The 21560-nt window shown below is 66.6% G+C and carries 13 protein-coding genes; 2 read left to right on the forward strand and 11 right to left on the reverse strand.

Annotated features, from left to right (window positions below; all coding sequences use genetic code 11):
• Nucleotides 1–6 precede the first annotated feature (6 nt).
• Genes ACIA76_RS06650 through ACIA76_RS06700 form a run of 11 tightly spaced genes read right to left on the reverse strand, consistent with a single transcriptional unit; the run spans nucleotide 7 to nucleotide 12280 of the window.
• Nucleotides 7–1383, reverse strand: a complete 1377-nt coding sequence (locus ACIA76_RS06650; protein ID WP_397149229.1) for an ATP-grasp domain-containing protein — start codon at nucleotides 1381–1383, stop codon at nucleotides 7–9.
• Nucleotides 1384–1406: 23 nt separating this feature from the next.
• Nucleotides 1407–2342, reverse strand: coding sequence for a 3-oxoacyl-[acyl-carrier-protein] synthase III C-terminal domain-containing protein (locus tag ACIA76_RS06655; protein ID WP_397149231.1), 936 nt, complete (start codon nucleotides 2340–2342; stop codon nucleotides 1407–1409).
• Nucleotides 2339–3430 carry an alcohol dehydrogenase catalytic domain-containing protein gene (locus tag ACIA76_RS06660; protein WP_397149234.1) on the reverse strand — a complete coding sequence of 364 codons (1092 nt, stop codon included), beginning with the start codon at nucleotides 3428–3430 and terminating at the stop codon, nucleotides 2339–2341. Before ACIA76_RS06660 ends, ACIA76_RS06655 begins: the two co-directional genes overlap by 4 nt.
• Nucleotides 3427–5259: a cellulase family glycosylhydrolase gene (locus ACIA76_RS06665; RefSeq protein ID WP_397149236.1), complete on the reverse strand. Its 1833-nt coding sequence runs from the start codon at nucleotides 5257–5259 to the stop codon at nucleotides 3427–3429. Before ACIA76_RS06665 ends, ACIA76_RS06660 begins: the two co-directional genes overlap by 4 nt.
• Complete coding sequence (locus tag ACIA76_RS06670) at nucleotides 5256–6437, reverse strand: DegT/DnrJ/EryC1/StrS family aminotransferase (RefSeq protein WP_397149238.1); 1182 nt, start codon at nucleotides 6435–6437, stop codon at nucleotides 5256–5258. The genes ACIA76_RS06665 and ACIA76_RS06670 overlap by 4 nt, the downstream gene beginning before the upstream one ends.
• 13 nt (nucleotides 6438–6450) lie before the next feature.
• Nucleotides 6451–7476, reverse strand: a complete 1026-nt coding sequence (locus ACIA76_RS06675; protein WP_397149240.1) for a glycosyltransferase family 4 protein — start codon at nucleotides 7474–7476, stop codon at nucleotides 6451–6453.
• Nucleotides 7473–8459, reverse strand: a complete 987-nt coding sequence (locus ACIA76_RS06680) for an NAD-dependent epimerase/dehydratase family protein (RefSeq protein ID WP_397149242.1) — start codon at nucleotides 8457–8459, stop codon at nucleotides 7473–7475. Before ACIA76_RS06680 ends, ACIA76_RS06675 begins: the two co-directional genes overlap by 4 nt.
• A complete protein-coding gene (locus tag ACIA76_RS06685) occupies nucleotides 8452–9759 on the reverse strand; it encodes a nucleotide sugar dehydrogenase (RefSeq protein ID WP_397149244.1) in 1308 nt (435 codons plus the stop codon). Before ACIA76_RS06685 ends, ACIA76_RS06680 begins: the two co-directional genes overlap by 8 nt.
• A 1-nt stretch (nucleotide 9760) precedes the next feature.
• Nucleotides 9761–11206 carry a class I adenylate-forming enzyme family protein gene (locus ACIA76_RS06690; RefSeq protein ID WP_397149246.1) on the reverse strand — a complete coding sequence of 482 codons (1446 nt, stop codon included), beginning with the start codon at nucleotides 11204–11206 and terminating at the stop codon, nucleotides 9761–9763.
• Nucleotide 11207: 1 nt separating this feature from the next.
• Nucleotides 11208–11426: a phosphopantetheine-binding protein gene (locus ACIA76_RS06695; protein WP_397149248.1), complete on the reverse strand. Its 219-nt coding sequence runs from the start codon at nucleotides 11424–11426 to the stop codon at nucleotides 11208–11210.
• Nucleotides 11427–11470: 44 nt separating this feature from the next.
• Complete coding sequence (locus ACIA76_RS06700) at nucleotides 11471–12280, reverse strand: sugar phosphate nucleotidyltransferase (RefSeq protein WP_397149250.1); 810 nt, start codon at nucleotides 12278–12280, stop codon at nucleotides 11471–11473.
• 208 nt (nucleotides 12281–12488) lie between these two features.
• Here ACIA76_RS06700 and ACIA76_RS06705 point away from each other — a divergent pair, with 208 nt between their 5' ends.
• Together ACIA76_RS06705 and ACIA76_RS06710 are read left to right on the forward strand one after the other, a co-directional pair.
• Entirely contained in the window at nucleotides 12489–13892 is a 1404-nt protein-coding gene (locus ACIA76_RS06705) for an aldehyde dehydrogenase family protein (protein ID WP_397149252.1), read from the forward strand.
• Between the two features lie 1119 nt (nucleotides 13893–15011).
• The gene (locus ACIA76_RS06710; RefSeq protein ID WP_397149254.1) at nucleotides 15012–21554 is read left to right on the forward strand and encodes a PA14 domain-containing protein; all 6543 of its coding nucleotides are present in this window, start codon (nucleotides 15012–15014) and stop codon (nucleotides 21552–21554) included.
• The last annotated feature ends 6 nt before the right edge of the window (nucleotides 21555–21560 follow it).

Here is a 21560-nt window from a genome sequence, read left to right on the forward strand (position 1 = left end):
TGCCTCCTATCCGGCCGCGAGCCGGGCCGTGATCTCGTTGTCCAGGGCGGTCAGCCGATCGGCCGAGGAGGCGACCAGCATTCCGTACAACCGGCCGTCGAAGGACCGCTCACGCGCGGACCCCCGCACCGGCGCGGCCGCGTTGACGGTGGCGAAGTTGTTGACCAGCAATCCGTTTCCGTTGCCGCGGTCGAGCAGCACACCGTCCAGTCGCCGCCGCAGCTGCTCGAAGGTCAGCTCCGTGCGCAACCGCAGCACGTAATGCCGTGCGAGAGCGACCTTTCCGGCCCCGGCGAAGGTCTCCTGTACCAGGGCCTGATAGGTGGACATGTTGTTGCGCGCGTTGATCTCCAGCAGCGGATACAGCCCGCCGTCGGGATCGACCAGCGCATCCACCCCGACCACGCCGAAGTACCCGTCGCGGGCGAGCCGCGTCCCGATCCGCTGCGCACTGTCCCGCAGTTCGTCGAGCTGCGCGGTCGTGAGTGCGGCCGGGAACCGATGTCCCTTGTGTACTCCCCCGTCGGTCAACGCCTCCTTGACGAAGTCGAAACGCACCGCACCGTCACGGCCCACCGTGAACTGATAGTTCAGATCGCGATCCTTGGCGACCCACTCCTCGACCACCAGACCGACCCGCCCGTGTCCGGCCCGGGCCGCGCCGCGGGCGATCATCCGGTGCAGCCGATCGAGGCGCTGCACGGTCTCCATGACGGCGATGCCCTTACCCGATACCCCGAACGCGTCCTTCACCACCACCTTTCGCTCGGCGGCGAGCAGCGCGCGGGCACCGGCGACGGCCTCGTCCCATTCGGCCACGGTGTCGCAGGCCCATCCCCGCGCCTGCCGCAGACCCAGTTCATCGGCGAGGCGCCTGCTGTAGATCTTGCTGTTGACCGCCTTGCAGATCGCCGCCCCGGGCGCGGCCAGCCGCAGACCGGATCGCTCGGCGAGCTGCTCCTCGAGCGTGGACACGCCATGGGGCGCCAGCCAGCAGCCCGCATCGGCCAATCGGGTCAGGCGGGCGATCGTCGCGGAATCGGCCAGGGCGTCCTCGGTGACCATGCGCTGGGGATCCTGGCGGCCGGGGGCGAGGATTCGCGGCAATTCCAGTCCGAGATCGGCCAGATAGCTCAGATAGTCCGCGTCGGGTTCCTTCTTCAGGACCACGTAATCGGTCCCGGTGGCCAGCAGCAGGGCGAATTCGTCCATGCGATTGACCACGGCCCGGCCGGCCTCGAAGGCGACGCCGCGCAATCCGAGTTCCCCGATGGCCCACCGGCCCTCGACCTCGAAGTTGCCCAGAAAGACCAGACTGGCGTCCGGCGCACCCGCCACCGCCGATTTCAACCGGGTGTTGAAGTTGTCGGGCAATACGCGCATGGCGATTCCTCCCGCGATTGTCGTCAGTGCCGGAAAACCATGGCGGAGAATGTCGCACCGAGCCCGACCGACACCATCATGTAGTAGTCGCCTCGGCGCAGCCGCCCGGTCTCGGTGACGGTGGACAAGTTGATGAACGGATCCGCGCAGAAGCAGTGCCCGATGACCGGCAGGTTCTCCAGGAAGATGCGCGCCATCGGCAGGCCGATCCGCTTGGACAGCCGCTTCCACGAATTGTGATTGACATGATGCGGCAGGACCAGCGCGATATCGGACAGGTCGAGATCCGCCCGCGCCACCGCGGCCAGCATCACCTCGGCGAGGGCCTCGGGATAGATCCGGTCGAATTCCCGTGCGAGGTCGTAGGTCAGCCACGGCGCCTGATTGAACTGCCCGTGCGTGCGGGTCATATACGAGATCACCTCGTCGCGATCACCGCCCTGGCGCACCAGGATCGCGGCCATCCCCTCGCCCATCACGGCGGTATCGACGATGAACTGCTGCGAATAGGCGGTATAGGCCTTCTCCCCGGTGAAGATCAGGGCCAGCGCGTTCGGATCACCGTCCGCGGCAAGCAGTTTGCCGCAGACGTCGACCGCCAGCAGGCCGGTCGCGCAGGCATGCTGGGTCAGGCAGAAGGTGACGGCGTGGTCGAGGCCCAGCGCCGTGCGCACCTCGTGCACCGGATTGCTCGGATAGGGCGCGGCCACGGGCAGGGTGAGCGCCTGCACGATATAGCGCACATCCTTTTCCCGGCCGCGCAGTGCCTCGAGACCCGTTGCGGTCGTGATCATTTGGTCGGCCAGCCGGGCCTTCGGATCCCGCCTGATCCGGGCGAATCCGTAGAAACGCTGGAACAGCCGGATCTGTGATTCGCTGATATCGAGCCCGGCCAGGGCCTTATCGATGGGAACGCTGTCCGGTGGCAGATAGCTCGCCACGGCTTCCAGGCACGTCATCGCACGTCACCCTCACTGATTCGCGTATTTCCATTGCTTCCGATATCGCCGTCGGCCAGCAGAACGACCTTGAATGCCGCTCTGCGGTCGAACAACTCATAACCGCGCCGCGCCTGCGACAGCGGCAGCCGATGCGAGATGATCCGCGCCGGATCGACGAGTCCGGACCGAATCAGCCCCAACGCCTGGTCGCGATGCCGGATCGGATCGCCGACGGTGAACCGAATGGTGAGTTCCCGGGTGAAGGCGAGCCCGCTCGGGAACGGCATGGCCGCCGCGCTGTGCGCGCCCGCCGCGACCACCGTGCCCCGTGGTCCGACACTGCGCAGCGCACACAGCAGCGCGGCATCGGTGCCGACGGCCTCGAGCACCGCGCGGGCGCCCCACCCGTCGGATACCGCGTCCAGGGCGCGGCCGAAATCGTCCGGCGCGACCGCCGCAATCCCCACCGATTCGGCCATCGCGCGCCGGGCCGGATCCGGATCGGACACGATCACCGCGCCCGCCCCCAGCGCCTGGGCGCACTGTGCCGCAAGCACTCCCACCGGTCCCGCGCCGACCACCCCGACGGTGTCGCCGGAACCGATACCCGCATCGGCCGCCGCGGCGTATCCGGTGGTGAGCACGTCCCCGGCGAACAGCACCTGTTCATCGGTCAGATCCTCCGGCGACCGCGCCAGCACGATATCGGCGAACGGGACGCGCACGTACTCCGCCTGACCACCGGCCACCGCCGGGCCGACGATGGTGGAATAGCCGAAGAGGCTGGCGTTGTCGCAGTGATAGTGCCAGTCGCGGGCACAGGCCGGACATCGGCCGCAGGCCACCAGATCCGAGGCGAACACCCGATCCCCCACGGCGAAGGGCACGTCCGCGCCGACCGCCGCGACGACGCCCGCGAATTCGTGTCCGAGCACCGTCCCCGGCGCGAAGTCGGGCATCTCGCCGCGATAGGGATGCAGATCGGAGCCGCAGATCGCCGTGCGGGTCACCCGGACCACGGCGTCGCGGGCGTCCCGCACGCGCGGCATCGGCAGTTCCGCATCGATCTCCACGCGGTACGGCCCTTGGTAGACAACGCCTTTCATCGGTCCTCCGCCCCGGTGCGCACGTGCACGACCGTCCAATCCTTGGTCGTCAACTCGACCTTCACGGTCACCCCGCCCCAGCTGATCTGCGTACCGCTCGGTGTCGCACCGTGATTGACGAGCAGAAAGCGCCGATCGCCCTCGCCGTCGTCGGACAGGATCTCCATATCCGGATCGGCGCAGTCGGCCACCGGACCGATTCCGGCGAGGGCGGCGATCCGATGATAGAAACGCTCCCAGCTCGCGGCGGTCAGCCGTCCCGGCCGATCCAGCTGTCCCTCGAACGGTGCGTTGGTGAACAGGAATCGGCCCTGACCCACCCGGTGCGCCAGCAGGCATGGGGAACCGTCGAGATAGCGGCCGAGTACCTCCGCGGTGGTCGGCCGCAGTGTGGTGGCGCGGGTCCGGGTCGCCGCCCAGTCGATCGCCCACTCGTCGGTATCCCAGCGGAATGCCGAGGTCGCCTCGGTCGGCGGCGCGTAGTCCACAATCTGGGCACCCACCAGGGTCTCCCCCGGAAATCCGTGCAGATGGTCGCCGAGTGAGAAGTAGACGGTGCCGCCGCGATCGCAGACGGCCCGCAGCCTGTGCAGATCCGGCAGCGTGAGGTGGCCGACCGAGGGGCACAGCACGAGGTCGTATCCGGCCGGATCGTCGGCCACGATGTCGAAGTCGAGGTGCGCGCGCTTGAGCAGCAGATAGGAGAAGAAGGTCGCGACCGTCGCGACCCCGTTGTCCAGATAGGATCCGCCCGCGGCGCGCACGCGTAGCGGCAGATATACCGCGACCGACGGCCGCCGCCGATGGATCGCGAGTTCGGTTGCGGCCCCGACGATTGCGCGGTATTCATCCATCACAGGCTTGGCCGATCCGTCGAGTCGATGCAGTCCGGCGAATCGCTCCATCGGGCGGTCCGGATAGGGTTCGGTATCCGAGGCGATGTCCTGCCAGCACCAGGCGAGGATTCCGGACGCGCCGTTGGCGAGCGCCGAGGCGGCCGAGGCCCGCAGATACGCCGCCGCGGTGGCGTCGTCGACGCCGTAGCTGCCGAGCTCATCCACCAGCGGAACACCGTATGCGGCCGCGTAATTCACCAGAAACGGCGTGAGGTTGGTCGCCTTGTACGACAGCGTCGATTCGATCGACCCCGGCGCCCACACCGGGAAGCCGTGGATTCCGATCAGATCCAGGGCCGCGCTGTTATCCGCACCGAAGGGGGAGGCCCCCAGCACGCCCGAGGCGTCGTTCGCCTGCAGCACAAGCACATTCGGCGCCTCCTCCCGCAGCGCGCAGGCCAGGCGGTGCTGCCAGGTGGCCACCTCGCCGGCGGTCGACGCCGCCGCCTCGACCGGATCCACGCAGCCGATCTCGTCGCCGAGATCGAAGGCCAGCAGATTCTCGCACCGCCCCACCTCGCGGGCCACGGTCCGGGCGAAATCCTCCTCCAGCGCGACCATCTCGTCGTCGCGCCACAGGCTTCGGCCCCGCCGCCACGGCAGATCCAGGCGCTGCCCGTTCATCCAGATCGTGAACAGCGAGACCACACAGGCGAGTTCGGCCCGCGCCGCGGCGTCGACGACGTAGCGCAGGCGTTCGAGCATATCCTTGTCGACACATCCGGGTTCGGGTTCGAAGTCGCGCCAGAAGACGAAGAACCGCACCGTATTCAGACCCGCCTCGGCCATGCGGGTGAAATCCCGGTCGATCGCGGCCGGATCCCAGTCGGTCCAGATCCGGCAGCCCGCCTCGGACGGGTGGTAGTCGACCCCCAGCGCGAGATAGGGCCGCTCGTCGCGGAACAGTCGGCCGTCGCGGACGGTGAAACTCATGACCCAGCCCTCCCCGATAGCCCAATGACGGCCTCGGACAGGCCGGCGGACACCAATGCCACATCCTCCTGCGACATCCGGGCATGCAGCGGCAGCGTCAGCAGCCGGTCGCCGACGGCCTCGGTGACCGGCAGCAGCCCTCCCGCCGGGCCGAACTTCTCGCGATAGAGGGTGAACTGGTGGGTCGGCCGATAGTGCACCGAGGTCTGAATGCCCGAGCGCCGCAACCGCGTTCGCAGCTCCTCCCGATCGAGCCCTTCGGGAATCAGGACCGCCATCAGGTGCAGGGCCGAATCACCGTCGTAGTGCGCGAACGGAACGACCAATCCGGGGATGGCGGCGAGCCGCCGCCGGTATTCGGCGGTGAGCGCGCGGCGGCAGCGGCGATCGTGGGTGAGTTTCGCCAGTTGGATCCGGCCGATGGCCGAGCCGATCTCGGTGGGCCGGTAGTTCAGGCCGACGTCGGTGACATCGTATTCCGCACTGCCGCTGCGTGATCGGTCCCAGGTGGACGCGGTGAGGCAATGTGATCGGGCCGCCCGGATCCGGTCGAGGATCGCGGGGTCGCGCGCCACCACCATGCCGCCCTCGCCGGTGGTGATGTTCTTGGTCGCGAAGAAACTGAAGCAGCCGATATCCCCGACCGTGCCGAGCATGGCGCCCGCGGCCCGCACGACCGGCGCGTGGGCGGCGTCCTCGATCAGCGCGAGGCCGTATTCGTCGGCGAGATCGGCGAGCGCGACCAGATCGGCGGGATAGCCGCCGTAGTGCATCGCGACGATCGCCTTCGTCCGCCCGGTGATCAGCCTGCGCACCTCGGCCGGATCGATCGTCGGATCGGTCTCGGACCGGATATCGGCGAATATCGGTGTGCCGCCGTGCAGAACCACCATCGCGGCCGAGGCCACGAAGCTGAGCGAGGGCAGGATCACCTCGTCGCCGGGCCCGATGCCGAGCGCGCGGACGGCCAGGTGCAGGGCCGCGGTGCCGCTGCTCACCGCCACCGCGTCCGAACAGCCCAGTGCCTCGGCGAATTCGAGTTCGAAGGCGCGGGTCCGGCGCCCCGGCGACAGCCAGCGCGAGCGCAGTACCTCCGTCACCGCCTCGATCTCCTCCTCGCCGATCGTGTTGTCCGCGAGGGTCACCCGCCACTCGGGAACCGTCGTCGTCTCTGCCATCGAAGCCTCCACTTCAGTAACCGGCCGCCACGCCCGCGGCCACGCTGTCCCAGGTGAAGTCCTGCCGGACCCGTGCCTGTCCGGCCCGGCCCATCGCGCGCCGAATCTCGTTGTCGGACAGCAGGTATACGAGCGCCTTGGCGATCTCCGCGGGCCGGGGCGTGACGATCAGACCGTCGACACCGTGCTCGACGACCTGCTCCGCACCCGCGAAATCGCCGCTCACGACCGGCCTTCCGCAGGCCCACGCCTCGAGGAAGACCAGCGGGAACACATCGGCGCTACTGGGCAGGCACAGCACATCGGCGGCCGCGAGCGCATCGTATTTGGTCTGTTCGTCCACCACGCCGAGGTCGTGGATCCGCGGATCGGCATGGGCGCGAAACGCTTCCGCCGCCGCCGGGTCGCCGTTCGGGCCGAGGAACAGGAATTCGGCATCCGGGACCTCGCGCCAGATCAGCGGTGCGGCGCGCAGCAGTTCGCCGTAGCCCTTCGAGGGGATCCGGCGTCCGGCGAAGACGACGGTGGGCCCGCGCAGCCCGAGCCGGCGTCGCAATCGCACGGGGTCCGGGTCACCGCGCAGATCGGGGGCGTGCGGAATCCGCCGGATCCGGTCCGGCGCCGCGCCGAATTCGCACAGCACCCGCGCCTCGGACGCGGTCAGCACGTAGATGACCCGGGCCCGGCGGCAGGCGGCGCGGCCGAGTGCCGCATCGGGCCACAGCTGTGGCGCGGTCGCCGGGGTCAGCGCGAGGCGCGCGCCGCAGCGCTCGGCGAGTTCGAGCGCGGTCGCCACATACTCCGGCTTCGCGAGATCGTAGGCGTGCACGATATCGGCCCGCCAGTCCGGCGCGAGGTCCCGATCGGATCGCAGGATCCGCAGCGGGCCGCCGTCCAGATCCGGCGGTGCCACCGAGTCGGTGAGCACAGACACCGCATACCCGCGCCGGGCGAGGTATTCGCTTGTCCGCCAGGCCATCCGCTCGGCCCCCGCGTGAGCCGACGGATAGCAGCCGAAGGTGACCAGAACCTCGCTCATCGCCCGTCCCGATCCGCATCCGTGCGCCGGTGGCGCGCATACCAGTCGAAGGTGGCGCGCAGTCCGGTGTCCAGGTCGACCTTCGGCTCGTAGCCGAGGGTCCGGCGCAGCACCGACAGCTCGGGCAGTCGGCGATCCGGTGACCCCGCGGGCGGATCGGATATCGCGAGCTCGGGCCGGACCCCTGCCAATGCCAGCACCCGGTTGGCGAGATCGCGAATCTTGATCTCCTCCTTGTCGTTTCCGATATTCGCGACGACCGGATCGGCGGTGCCGAGCCGGGTGAGGCCGATCGTGGCCTCCACCGCATCGTCGATATGACAGAACGCCCGGGTCTGCGCGTCGCCGTGGATGGCGAACGGGTCGGCGCCGGACAACGCACGTTCGATGAATTCGGGAATCACATGGGAGTAGCCCATCCGCGGCCCGTAGATGTTGTGATAGCGGCCGATGCGAATCCTGAACTGGCTACTACGTTGCAGGAATAGGGTTTCCGACACGATCTTGCTCAGCGCGTAGGAGGAGCGGGGCGCCCGGGGATCGGCCAGCACGAACGGCACGCCCTCCGGTGACGGAAACGTCGACAGGCCCGTGCGCATGGCCCCGTCGGCCACCTCGCTGGTGGAACTGAGGAACAGCGCCCCCGGCGAGCGGGCCGCGCACCAGTCCAGAAGATGCAGTGTGGCAAGCATATTCGTGCGCAGCACGTGACCCGGATTCTCGTTCGACCGCCGCACTCCGACGACGGCCGCCAGGTGATAGACGGCATCGAAGTCGCCGCGCACCGATCCGTCCGGGATCGGGGTGGTCAGATCGTGGGCGATCACCTCCGCCCGGCGGCGCACCTCGTCGAGATCGGCGTCGGCGCGTCCGCGCGAGAAGTCGTCCAGAAGGACGACTTCCGCGCCGTCGCGCACCAATCGACGGGCCAGATGCAGTCCGACGAATCCCGCACCGCCGGTGATCAATACGCGCTCAGCCACGGCCCAACCTCAGATAGTCGATATCGTTCGCCTCGGCCAGTTCGCCGCCGAGCACGCCCCACATATCGAAGACGATCGCGGGCGTGCGCATCCGCGCGCGCAGGAATTCCGCGTCCAGCTCACCGTAGCCCGGATGATCGACGAGCAGGATCAACGCGTCGGCGTCGGCCGCACCGTCGGCCAGACTCATGGGCGCACAACCCAATTCCGCGATCCGCGCCTCGCCGACCACGAAATCGTGTCCGGCGAGCACGGCCACCCGATCGCGCAGGGCCGCCACGATCTCCACCGAGGCCGCACCGCGCACATCATCGGTCTCCGGACGCCCCTTGTAGGCGATACCGCACAGGAAGATCTTGGCCTCGTCCAGCGAACGCCCGTTGGCGGCAAGGGCTTTCAACACCGAATCCAGGACGTGGCCCGGTACGCGCTCGTTGACCGCGCGCGCGGCCGCGACCATCGGCGGCCGGTATCCCGCGGTCTCGGCGGCGTGGATGAGCAGATACGGATCCTTGACCAGACAGCTGCCACCGACATAGCCGGGCCGGGACAGATCCGGGCGCGGATAGCGCAGATTGGCGCTCGCGATGACCTCGTTGGCATCGATGCCCAGCGCCGCGGACATCAGCGCAACCTCGTTACCGAATCCGTAGATGAGATCGGTATGGGCATTGCACACCAGCTTCACCATCTCCGCGGCCTCCAGCGAGGAGACCGGCACCTGTTCGGCGGCAACGGATTTCAGCAGTCGCCGGGCGCGCTCGAGTGAGCGGTCGTCGAGTGCGCCGATGATCTGCGGCAGCGATTCGATCTCGCGCAGCGCCTGGCCCTGGATGATCCGCTCGGGACACATCGCGAGCATCGGGGCGTCGACGTGGGCGCGCAGCAGCGGCAGCAAGGTACCCCGGCAGGTGCCGACGGGGACGGTGCTGCGGACGACGACCAGTGTCTCCGGCGACATCCGGGCCGCGATATGCGTGGTCGCCGATACCAGGTGGGCCAGATCGGGCGCCCGGGTGGCCGCATCGACCGCGGTGCCGACGCAGATGACGACCGCGGTGGGCGGCACATCCGGTATCCGATCGGCCACCGTGAACCGGTCCGGGAGAACGGAATTCAGCAGCTCGGCGACGCCCGGCTCGATGAACCGGGGATTGCCCGCCGCGAGCGCGGCGCGCACCTCGGGATCGACGTCCACGCCGACCACCCGCAGGCCGGACCGCGCCAGCGACAGGGCCAGCGGCAGTCCGACGTAACCGAGGCCGACTACCGCGACATAGTCGTCCGTGGGCTGGGTCATGTCATGGCCTCACTATTCGTTGGATGAGTTGGTGAACCGACACCTTCCCGAGCGCGGTCCTCGGCAGCTCGGACAGAACGTGGACGCGATGGGGAACCTCGTACGGCATCAGCCGGGTGCGGCAGAATCCGAGCAGCTCCGGCACTCCGGCCGCACCGGTCAGCACGACGGCCGCGTGGATCTCCTGTTCATCGCCCTCGGATTCGGCGCCGTAGACGAAGATCTCGGCGACCCCGGCGTATTCGGCGATCAGCCGCTCGACTCGCCGCGGATTGACCTTCCGGCCACCGACATTGACGAAGGTGTCCTTGCGCGCCCGGACGAACAGATCGCCCCGATCGTCGACGCGCACCAGATCGCCGGTGTCGTACCGGTTGTCGACCCGGCCGGGCGCCTCGGCGTCCAGATACCCGTCGAACATGGTGGCGGTGCGGACGAGCAACCGGCCCACCCCCTCCTCGGCCGCCGCCTCGTCGGGCACGACGCGCCAATCGACACCGGGCGCGAACCGACCCACCGACCCGTCCGGCCACGGCCGCGCGCGATCGTAGGTGCAGGCGACCAGACCCGTTTCGGTGCTGCCGTAGATCTGATGGACGCGGACCCCGAGCCATCCCGCGGCCTTGGCCGCCACCCGGTCCGACAGCGGACCGCCCGAGGACAACGCGAGGCGCAGTCCGTTACCGCGCTGCCCGGATCGGGTCACCGAGGCGAGGAGTTCGTAGCCGAGCGGTGTGCTCAGCAGGACGGTCGCGCCATCGCCGATGCCCGCCAACAGGACTCGCAGATTGAATCGGGTCAGGGTCAGCAGCCGAGCCCCGGAGACGAGCGCGGCGGCCAGGCCGCCGACGAGCCCGAACGAATGCGCGAGCGGCACGGTCACGAAAATGGTGTCGGCCTCGGTCAGTCCATGGATATCGCGATAGATCTCACCACCGCGCACGACGTTGTCCACGCGGTGCCGCACGATCCGCTGTTCACCGGTGGATCCCGAGGTGAGCTGATGGACCATCGAGGTGTTCCCGGCCCGCTCGACGGGCCGCGACGGGCCGGTCAGGAGTTCGGCGAAACTCAGATAGGTCAGGCGCACCGAGGCGGTGGCCGCGAATTCCGGCGGTCCGATCACACAGGCGGGCGCGGCCCGGAAGACCGCCGACTGTTCATCGCTCAGATACGAGTTGGCGGATTCGACCAGCAGCATATCGACCGAGGCGATCACCAGCCCGAGAAGCACTGTGACACAGGCGATGCTGTTGTCCACGACGAGTACCACGGGCCCGTCCCCGGCGGGCAGTCCGCGGGCCCGCCCGGCCACCGCCGACGCCTCGGCGTACAGCCGCGCCCACGTCACCGATTCCCAGCCCGTCGGCGCACCGGCGCTCATCGCGATCGCCTCGGGACGGTCCCCGGCGTGCCCGCGCAGACAGTCGAATATCAACGGTTCCATTTCAATACCTCCCGATGACGACCGCCAGCGCATGGGGCGTGCCGTCGTCGAACATCGCCAGCACGAGTTCCTCGTGCATGCGCTCCGCGCGCGCGGAATCCTGCGGGCCGTACCGGTCGACGAGTTCGGACAGGACCTGCATCGCCCGATGCGAATCGCCGCCCGCGCCGAAGAAGTCGTCGGTCGCGGCGAGCGGCGGCCGAGCCAGGACATATCCCATCGATTTTCCTATGATCGTGACAAGGTCACCCGGATCCGGCGCCGTCATCGGACCAGCGAGATGCTCAGTTGCGGCCGCCCGTTCGTCCCCGTCGCCCACGGCGCCATCTCGGTATCGGCCGTATCGAATGCCGCGGCCCGGGTCCCGTTGTCCGGGGCGAGATAGTGGTCCGGATCGGCCAAGAATTCCCGTTCGGCCTTCCGATAGGTGGTCGGCGTGCCGATATCGTGCCATTCTTCGCGAAACCCATACGCGTGGACCGGTTTCCCCAGGCACAGCAGGGATTCGATGAGGTCGGGCATATCCACCCGAACGCCTTCGGGGATACAGCTTTTCACCGCCGGATCGACCACGTACATCCCCGAGCACACATCGATCGCCAGCGACGGCTTCTCCCACATCGCATGCACCTGTCCGTCGCTGACCTGGAGCACCCCCAGATCCACGGGCACCTCCCGCCGCTGGAAGGCCACCGACAGCACGCTTCCGCTCTGCTCGTGCATGCGATGCAGATGAGCGAAATCGATGGCGGTCAGGATATCGCCGTTCATCACGATCGCGGGCGAATCCCAGTCCTCGACGAGCAGCAGCGGCGCCGCGGTCCCCGAGGGTGGTTCATCGGTGCAGTAATCGATCGTCAGGCCCAGTGCCGTGCCGTCACCGAATTCGTCGCGGATCAGATGGCCCAGATGCGCGGTGCACAATGTCACCCGCTCGAAACCGCATGCGCGAAGCCGCCGGATCGTGATCTCGAGAATGGAATACCGACCGAGCTTCATCAGCGGCTTCGGACGGTTCTTCGTGAAGGGCAGCAGACGCGATCCCCTACCTCCGACCAGTATGACGGCATGCACGACCTCTCCTGCCCCGAAACCGCAAGGAACGATATTCGTATCGGAAATCTTTTGCAGTCTCGAGTATCGACAGGAATCGACAATCGGGTAAGTATCCGACGGGCGCGCAACCGAGGGTGGACAGACGGCCATAGCCGGACGGTCACGAACCGTGGACGGGCGGACGGCGCTTTGATACCAAGGACACGAGAGATCGGTGGAGCCGCATATGACATCGCTATCCATGACCATCGATGGGCTGCCCGTCACCACGACCGCGGGCCTGGCCGTCGAAAACCCCGCCGACGGACGGATATTCGCCACGGCTCCCGCCTGCTCGCCCGAACAGCTCGACACCGCGGTGGCCGCGGCGCGGCGCGCCTTTCCGGCGTGGTCGGCGCTGTCGCACGAGGCGCGCCGCGGCTATCTGGAGGCCTGCGCGAAGGCGCTGGGCGCGGCGGTGCCCGAGATCGGCGCGCTACTCACCCGCGAACAGGGCAAGCCGCTGACCAAAGCCCTTGCCGAGGTGCAGCTTTCGGCCGGATGGTTCTCCGACACCGCGGGGCTGGAGCTGGCCGAGGAGGATCTGGGCGATGAGCACGCCGCAATTCGATTGCGGCGCAGACCCTACGGCGTGGTCGGGGCGATCACGCCATGGAACTTCCCCCTCATCCTCGCCGTCTGCAAAATCGCACCGGCGCTGCTGGCGGGCAATACCGTCGTGCTCAAACCCGCACCGGAGACCCCGCTGTCGAGCCTGCTGATGGGTGCGGTGCTGTGCGACGCACTGCCGCCGGGCGTGCTGAACGTCGTCACCGGGGCGGGCCGGGTGGGGCGACTGCTCGTCGAACACGGCGGTGTCGACAAGATCTCCTTCACCGGCTCGGTGGCCACCGGCACCGCGATCGCCGAGGCGACCGCGCGCCGGCTGCAGCGCCCGACCCTCGAGCTCGGCGGTAACGATGCCGCGATCATCCTGGCGGACGCGCCGATCGCCGAGATCGCGCATCGGTTGTTCTGGGCGGCATTCGAGAACAGCGGTCAGTACTGCAGCGCCGTCAAACGCGTCTACGCGCATCGCGCGGTATACCCGGAAGTCGTTGCGGCACTTGTCCATGAGGCCGAGAAGGTCACCGTCGGCGACGGCATCGACCCGGACACCGAGCTCGGCCCACTGGTCAGCGAGCACCATCTGGCCTACGTCGCCGGATTCGCCGAGGAGGCGGTAGCAGGCGGCGCCACCGTGGCCACAGGAGGATACCGACTCGACCGGCCCGGCCATTTCTACGCGCCGACCATCGTCACCGATCTCGCCGCAGGCAGCAGGCTCGAGATGCTCGAGCAGTTCGGCCCCGTCCTGCCGATCATGCCCTACGACGATGTCGACGACGCGGTGACACGCGCCAATGCGACCTGCTTCGGCCTCGGCGGATCCGTCTGGGGCGCACGCGATTCCGCAGCGGCGGTGGCCGCCGAACTCGACTGCGGCACAGTCTGGGTCAACACCCACGGCGAACTCCGCCACAACGTGCCCTTCGGCGGCGTGCGCTCGTCGGGGGCGGGCGTGGAATACGGCTATCTCGGTCTGCTCGAGTACACGCGGGTGAAGGTCACCTTCATGCGTTCGGCATGAGCGGGCGGCCCGCGAGCATCGGCGCACCGTTGATCGCAGAACCCGTCTCAGAGTGGGATGCCCGGCCGCCCTCCCGGGGATGCAGTGTGCGGTTGCGTGTCGCTCACAGCGGCAGCGACCGCAACCCCTACCGTGTCGGGGATAGCTTTCTCGATGCCTTTTGGACGAGATAGGTTGCAGCCTAGGTATTTTCGAATCATTCAAGGTGAGGTGTCGATCAGTAAGGCCGCATCCTCACCGGGGTGCTGAAAGCACAGCGTGACGGCCCGTCGGTCGTGCTGCATGGACACGACATGCTGGCATCAGGATCGGTTCGTGGGCCGATGTGACCTTGTCGGCGGTGAGTCGCCGGGTATGAGGCGCCCCCTAGAGCGGTGTTGATTGGTCGTGCACATGTCACCGAGTCCGATTTCGCGTCCGGTCGGTATGTGCTCCAATGGCAACGAACGCCGAGACGTGTTGACCAGTCGCGCAACGCGTTTCGGCAGTCTCATAGTCACTTCTCGGTGCCGATCGGTGGCACGCAAGTAGGGACGGAGGGATCTAGATTTGGACGGCTGGACCGACGGGATGTCGTTGAAGCAGAATCAACGTGTCCCAGTGAAGGTGGAGTTGTATCACCGCAGCCTGGATCCGGGAGTGATGCAGCCGTGGGTGCGCACCAAGCCGGTTCAGCCACAACGGATCACGACCGATTCGCTGTTCCCGCAGGATGTTTCCCCGCTCCCTCCGGCCTGGCAGCTCGCCGATCCGCCAGCGGCTACACCCATGCCGAATTGCTCGATGGCGCGGGGGTGTTGACCGACACCGCGGCTGGCGCAGATCAAGGACCGGGTGTCAGGGCGGACACATACCTTGTCCTGCAACAGCGACGACTGTTACGGCGGCGCGGCCCAACCTAGAAGCGCGACGAGCGCACCGCTCATTCTCGGAGCGGCGTTTCAATCCGATAGCCGTGTTCTGTCTCGGTAGCCGGAGTTCGTTGATTCCTTTCAGCCGCCATCCATAGATGCCGCGTCATTGGAAGAAGTCTGTCTGTGGCTGTCCGGGCATGGACAGTCGCAAAGAGTGGTGTTTCGGCATCGTCACTGAATAGCTTGTGTCTTCGAAGGGGAAATCATGCTTTCGCGTGTTCGCGACCGGGCACAGTTCCGGCTACGCAAGCTGTGGTCGTCATGTGCTCACACAATCGTATTCGCGTTGACGGTGGCGCTGGGCGTCTCGCTGATACATGCGGTGTTGTCGCCGGCGGCGCTGGCCGATCCTGCGAAACCGCATGCCGTGCCGTTGATGAATCCTGCGGATGGTAAAGATTCGCCGAGCCAACCGGATCCGAAGACGCCGCAGGGTGATTTTCTGCCGTTGTCGGGTGCGAAGGTCCCGCCGTCGGGTGTGCACGCCGGGTTCGATCCGAAGACGTCGAAGGAGTCGTCGCGGAGCGAGAAGTCGGTGACCTACCTCAATGCCAATGGTTCGCATTCGGTGGTGTTGTCGCAGGTTCCGGTGAGCGTGGCCGACGGGCACGGTGGCTGGCTGGCGATGGATACCCGGGTCCAGGACAAGCCGCAGTCGAAGACCGCGGCCGCGGTCCGTGATGGCGCCCATACCGAATTCGCTGCTACGGCTGATGATCCGGCGCTGCTGCGCGTCGATCAGGGTGGTGTGCCGATCTCGTTGTCGCTCAACGGTGCCCGTAAGAGTCAGCGGGTGGTGAAGGACTCCACGGTCACCTATCCCGACGCGCTGCCTGGGCAGGACGTGGACTACACGGTGCAGGCTGGTGCGGTCAAGGAATCGGTGATCATCAAGGACGCCAAGTCGGTCGGTGATGGTCGCTGGACGTTCACCGTCAAGCTCGGTGACGGTCTGATCCCACGCGTCAAGGACGACAGCATCGTCATCACCGACGCCAAGGGCACGCAGGTGGCGGGGATGCCACCGATCCAGGTATTCGACTCGGCCAACGCCGACAGCAAGGATAAGAAGAAGACCTCGGCGCGCACCGGCGGCAAGTACACCCTCGAACGTCAGGGTGATGCGTGGTCGTTGACGGTGTCGGTGGCCAAAGGCTGGCTGACCGACAAGAAGCGGGTATTCCCGATCACCGTCGACCCGACCTATACCTACGGTTTCGGCAACACCGCCGAGACGAAGACGTTCGCATCCGACAACACTCCCGAATGCGATACGTGCGGAATCCAAGTCGGCAACGCCCTGCCGAACGGGACGAACCAGTTCTGGCGTTCGGCATTCCGATTCGACTTCTCCAACCTGTCCGGTCAGACGGTGATCGGTGCCCGCATGGATTTCCAGACCACCGGCACCGCCAGCACGTCGACACCGGTCACCTCGAATCTCTACCAGGCCACCAACCCGCTCGGCTATAACGCAACCGGCACCCAACTGACATCGGCACTGATCGGCACCGCCGGGTCGATGTATTCCTCGGCGCTGACCGGCTACATCGCCGACCGCGTAACCGCGAAGGACACCAACGCGTGGTTCCTGCTCACCGGCGGGGAAACCGGCGACCCGTCGTTCAAGACGTTGCAGGCCAATCTGATCGTGGACTACGGCACTCCGCCGCCGGCGGCGACGCTGGCAGGCCCGGTCGACCAGAGCGTGATCGCCACCCCGACTCCGACGCTATCGGTGAATCCGGTCACCAACCCGTCCGGTGACGGCACCCTGTACTGCTTCAAGGTGTCGACCGGTTTCGACGGCCGCTCCGGATCGCTGGTCGACTCGGGTTGTTTGAAGGATCCGCATTGGACCGTCCCGAAGAACGTCCTGCACAACGGCGGTAAATACACCTGGACCGTGCTGACCGCCCTCGACGGCGGGGTCACCACGACCACGCCACAGTGGGTCGGTCACTTCACTGTCGACCAGCGCATCGGCGACACCAAGACCACACCCGTCGACCAGATCGGCGGGGCCACAGTCAATCTGTTCACCGGCAACGTCCATACCGACGGCGGCGGCCCCCAATTCACTTCCGTCGGCGGCAAGTCGGGTATCGCCGTGTCCTACAACTCGCGTGCCGGTGCGCCGCAGGGCGTGCGGGCGTCGTATTTCAACGATTCCAGCCACAGCGGGCAGCCCGACTCGGCGCCGGTGATGGTGCGCACCGAGGCCCAGATCAATCTGGATTGGGGCAACCTGCTCAGCGATAACGGCAACTCCCCGTGGATTCCGAACCCGCGGCCGTCCGGGCTGAACAAGGACTGGTATGTCATCCGATGGGAGGGCTATTTCAAAGCCCCGGTGACCGGTGACTTCCGCTTCGATGGCGAGCACGCCGAAGGAGCACGGATCTGGGCCAACAACCAACTGGTCTACGACAATCCGAAATCCTCCGGTCTCGCCAGCGATTTCTCCGCTGCGGGCCCCAAGCAAGCCAATGATCTGTCGCTGACCGTGGGCCAGCGGATCCCGATCAAGGTCGAGCTGTACCACCATTCGACCGACACACCGCGGATGGTCTTGTGGGTCAAGCGCGCCGGTAACGCCCCGCAGATCGTCACGACCGACCAGCTCTACGCAGCGGAAGCCCCGGCTCTTCCGAACGGCTGGAGCCTGTCGATGACAGGCAGCAACTACACCAGGGCCGAGCAACTGGACGGATCGGTCGTGCTCACCGACACCACCGGTGCCGCCCACACCTGGACGAAGGTATCCACGGGCGGCTACATGCCGCCCGCCGACGAGGACGGTGTCATGGCCCTCGACAACACCGGCAAGATCACCGTCACCGAGGGCGACACCGTCTCGGTGTTCAACGCCGACGGCACTCTCGCCGCGGTGTCCTCAGTCCTGGATTCGAAGAAACCCGCAGCCCTGCAATACGCCTACAACGGCACTCCGCCGCGGCTCACCCAGATCAAGGATCCAGTGTCGGGTCGCTCGCACACCCTCTACTACAACACCGACGGCAGTGACAGCTGCTACGGCGGTGCCACCAAGCCCCCGGGCAGCGTGGCCAACGCACCCGCGCAGATGCTGTGCCGCATCAAATACTGGGACGGCACCGAAACCCGGCTCTGGTACTCCTACGCCGGAACTCTCGACCGCATCGAGAACCCCGGCGGCGAGATCCACGACTACATCTACGAAAACGAAGACAAGATCGCCCCCGCCAGCAAAGCAGCGGGCCACCCCGTAGACCAAGTCGTGAACGCGGGCCCCAACGGTCAAATACAGACCTACCGGCTCGGCTTCCTCAGCGCGCTGCGATCACCGCTAGCCGCCGACTGGCTGTCACATCAAACCTCAACCCCTCAGCAGCAGACCGAACGAACCGTCATTACCTACGGGCTTTTCTACGATCCGTGGGCACAAATCAACGGTTTCATGGACTTGCAGGTCGCACCCAAAGCCGAACGCCCGACATCAATCTCCGTGCCAGCCACCAACGGTTGGGGAAACGGGGCGCGCGGTACGCACACCTACACCTACGGCTCCGGCACCACCACCGTCAAAAACCTGATCGTCCCCGACGTATTCACCGGCGGCACGTATGTCGCCAGGAAGGCCACTTTCGACGACACTGGTCGTGGTTTGGCGTCGACCGACGCCGAGGGACTGACCTCCGCACTCGAATGGAACGTCAAGGACAAGCCCACCGCCACGGTCGACACCACGGGCCGGCGCACCACCAACCTGTATGACCACGCCGACCGCCTCGTCGATAGCTACGGGCCCGCATCTGCCTCGTGCTTCGATGGCCAAGCGCCGACCGCTGCGTGTGCGAACACCATGCCGCACATACATTATGGCTACGACGAGGGTATGACCGGGCTGCAGGCCGCCCTGTACGACAACCCGACCCTGTCCGGCGCGCCCGCGGTATGGCAGACCGGAGTCGGCACCACCGACGGTGCCCTGTCGGGCAACTGGGGCCCCAACCCACCGGTCGCCAACAAGTCCGGCTGGTCGGGACGTTTCACCGGCGAAATCCAATTCCCCGCAGCCGGGAACTATCAACTCGGCTTCACCGTCGTGGACGGCGTCCGATTGTGGATCGACGACGCGTCGATCATCGACTCGTGGACCGACAAAGTTTCCACATCGGTGCCGGGCACCTACAGCAACACCGTTTCCGGTGCCTGGCACCGGATTCGGGTCGACTACTACAACCGGTCCGGTACGAGTGGTGCGTTGAACTTTACCTGGACGCCGCCGGGTGCCGGTGCCGCGGTGACCGTGCCCGGCCAGAATCTGGCGCCCCGCTACGGGTACGAGACCAGCAAGGGCGGCGACAACACCGCCGACCCCAATCTCGGGCGCGTGCCATCGAAGAAGACCGCGACCGGATATTCGGACCCCTCGAACGGGATCGACCCGGTGTTCGGACTGGCGATATCCAAGATCAACGACCCTGGAGGGCTGAATCTGGTTCGGCGCAACAGCTTCGAGCAGCCCGGCCAGGGGTACCTACGCCAGCTGGCCGACGCGTTGCCGGCCGGTGATCTCAGCAACCCCGGTCAGCGCGGCACCTTCGCTTACTATGGGGACAACGAAACCCGTTCCAACCCTTGCGATTCCACGTCATCATCGGCCAGCCAGGCTGGCATGGCCAAGACCGTCACCGCGGCCAAGAACGCCGACGGTTCCGCCAATGTGGCCGAAACGGTGTACGACGCAGCGGGGCGCATCGTTGCCGCCCGGATCAACAACCAACCCTGGTCGTGCACCAGCTACGACGCCCGTGACCGGATCATCAAGCAGTCGTTCCCGGCCATGGACAACCAGCCCGCGCGCACCGTCACCTACGATTACGCCGTCGGTGGTGACCCGTTGACACGCAAGGTCAGTGACGAGAGCGGATCGATCACCGCCGTGGTCGACCTGCTTGGGCAGACGGTGTCCTATACCGACGCCAACGGAGTGGTCACCACCACCCAATACGACGTCGCAGGCCGCAAAACCGGCGACACCACCACGGTCAAGGGCACCACCTCCACCCTGAACTACCACTGGAGCAACGCCTCCCGCCTCACCGGCGAGGATCTGGACGGGACAACGGTCGCCACCCCCGCATACGACGCAGGGATTGTGTCGGGCGCGGCCTACGGTAACGGCTCCAGCCTCGCGATCGGCCGCGACGACGCTGGCATCGCGACCGGATTCACCTGGAAGACAACGGATTCCACGGTCACCGACACGGTCACCCGCGCCCGCGACCAGCGCATCACCGACGACAAGGTTACCGACACCGCTACTCCTGGTACGACCTACAACTACGCCTACACCTATGACGGCGTCGGTCGCCTGGTCGCGGCCACGGTGCCGCACCATCAGCTGACCTACGCCTTCGCTGGGGACAATGGTTGCGGACCGAACAAGAAGGCAGGGCAGAACAGCAACCGCACTGCCTTCAGTGACAGCTTCGACGGTCAACCCGCGACCGTCACCGGTTACTGCTACGACAATGCCGATCGGCTGTTGTCGACCAGCGGAGCCAACTCCCTGTCGTTCACCTACGACGCCTACGGCAACGCGATCAAGGTCGGTACCGACACCCTCGGTTACGACGCCACCCGCCGACACGTATCCACCACTACCGCCGCCGGACTGTCGGTCCAGTACACCCGCGACGTGGCTGACCGCGTCATGATGCGATCGGCCCAGGGCAGCAACAACGCCTCCCCGATCACCGGCATGACCCGCTACGGGTACGCCACGGCTACCGGCAGCACCCCTGAATTCGTCCTCGATAGCGGTGGGAATCTGTTGCAGCGCGTGCTGCAATTGCCCGGTGGTGCCGTTCTGACCAAGAACTACAGCGGCAATCAGGCCCCCGACTGGGCCTACTCCAACATCCACGGCGACATCCTGTTCACCGCGGACGGCGCAGCGGCTCGCACCAGCGGGATCCACCTCTACGACCCCTACGGCCAGGACATCGACCCGGCCACCGGTGCCATCGGCGACATCCCGATCCCGGCCACCGCCAGCGGTGGCATGGACTTCGGATGGCTCGGCAGCCACACGATCCCGATCGAACACATCGCCAGCCAGCAAGCCCTGGAGATGGGAGCCCGCACCTATCTGCCCGTCCTCGGCAGGTTCTTGCAAACCGATCCCGTCTCCGGTGGATCGGCCAACAACTACGACTACGCCAGTGCCGACCCCATCAACAACCTGGACCTTACCGGCACGGTATCCGTCACAGTCCCCTCTCCTTCCTGGGGTTCCTGGGGCGAGATCCTTGATGGTCTGGGTACGGTAGTGGCGCCCGAAGCCATTATCGGAGGCGTTATTCTAGGCGCTGTCCTCGGCGGTGATTCCACCGCGGACAACCCCAAAGTGGCGGATATGCCGCGTGAAGAACAGGCTAAAGTGATCGGGGGCGGTGCCAGGGCGATCCCTCGGGGCGATGGTCAGGCACAGCATATTGCCGAGGAAGTCACTAAACTCGGTCTCGGTCAACAGGGGGCCGCAGCATTGGCTGATGACGCGTCGAAGGTAGCATTCGGTGACTCTGGAGGTGTCATGGAGGGGCCGGACGGAAAGATGGTTGTTATTCCTACTTTGCAAAGCGTGAAGGCCTGGCTCGAAGTTGATCAATCAGGCAGAGTGACCGCGCACAAGGGAACTTGGGGCTGGAATCCCAACAGCGATCTCGACCTGACGAACTATCGCCCCGTGCATCACTAGCTATTG

This window comes from Nocardia sp. NPDC051570, assembly GCF_044454005.1.
Taxonomy (GTDB): domain Bacteria; phylum Actinomycetota; class Actinomycetes; order Mycobacteriales; family Mycobacteriaceae; genus Nocardia.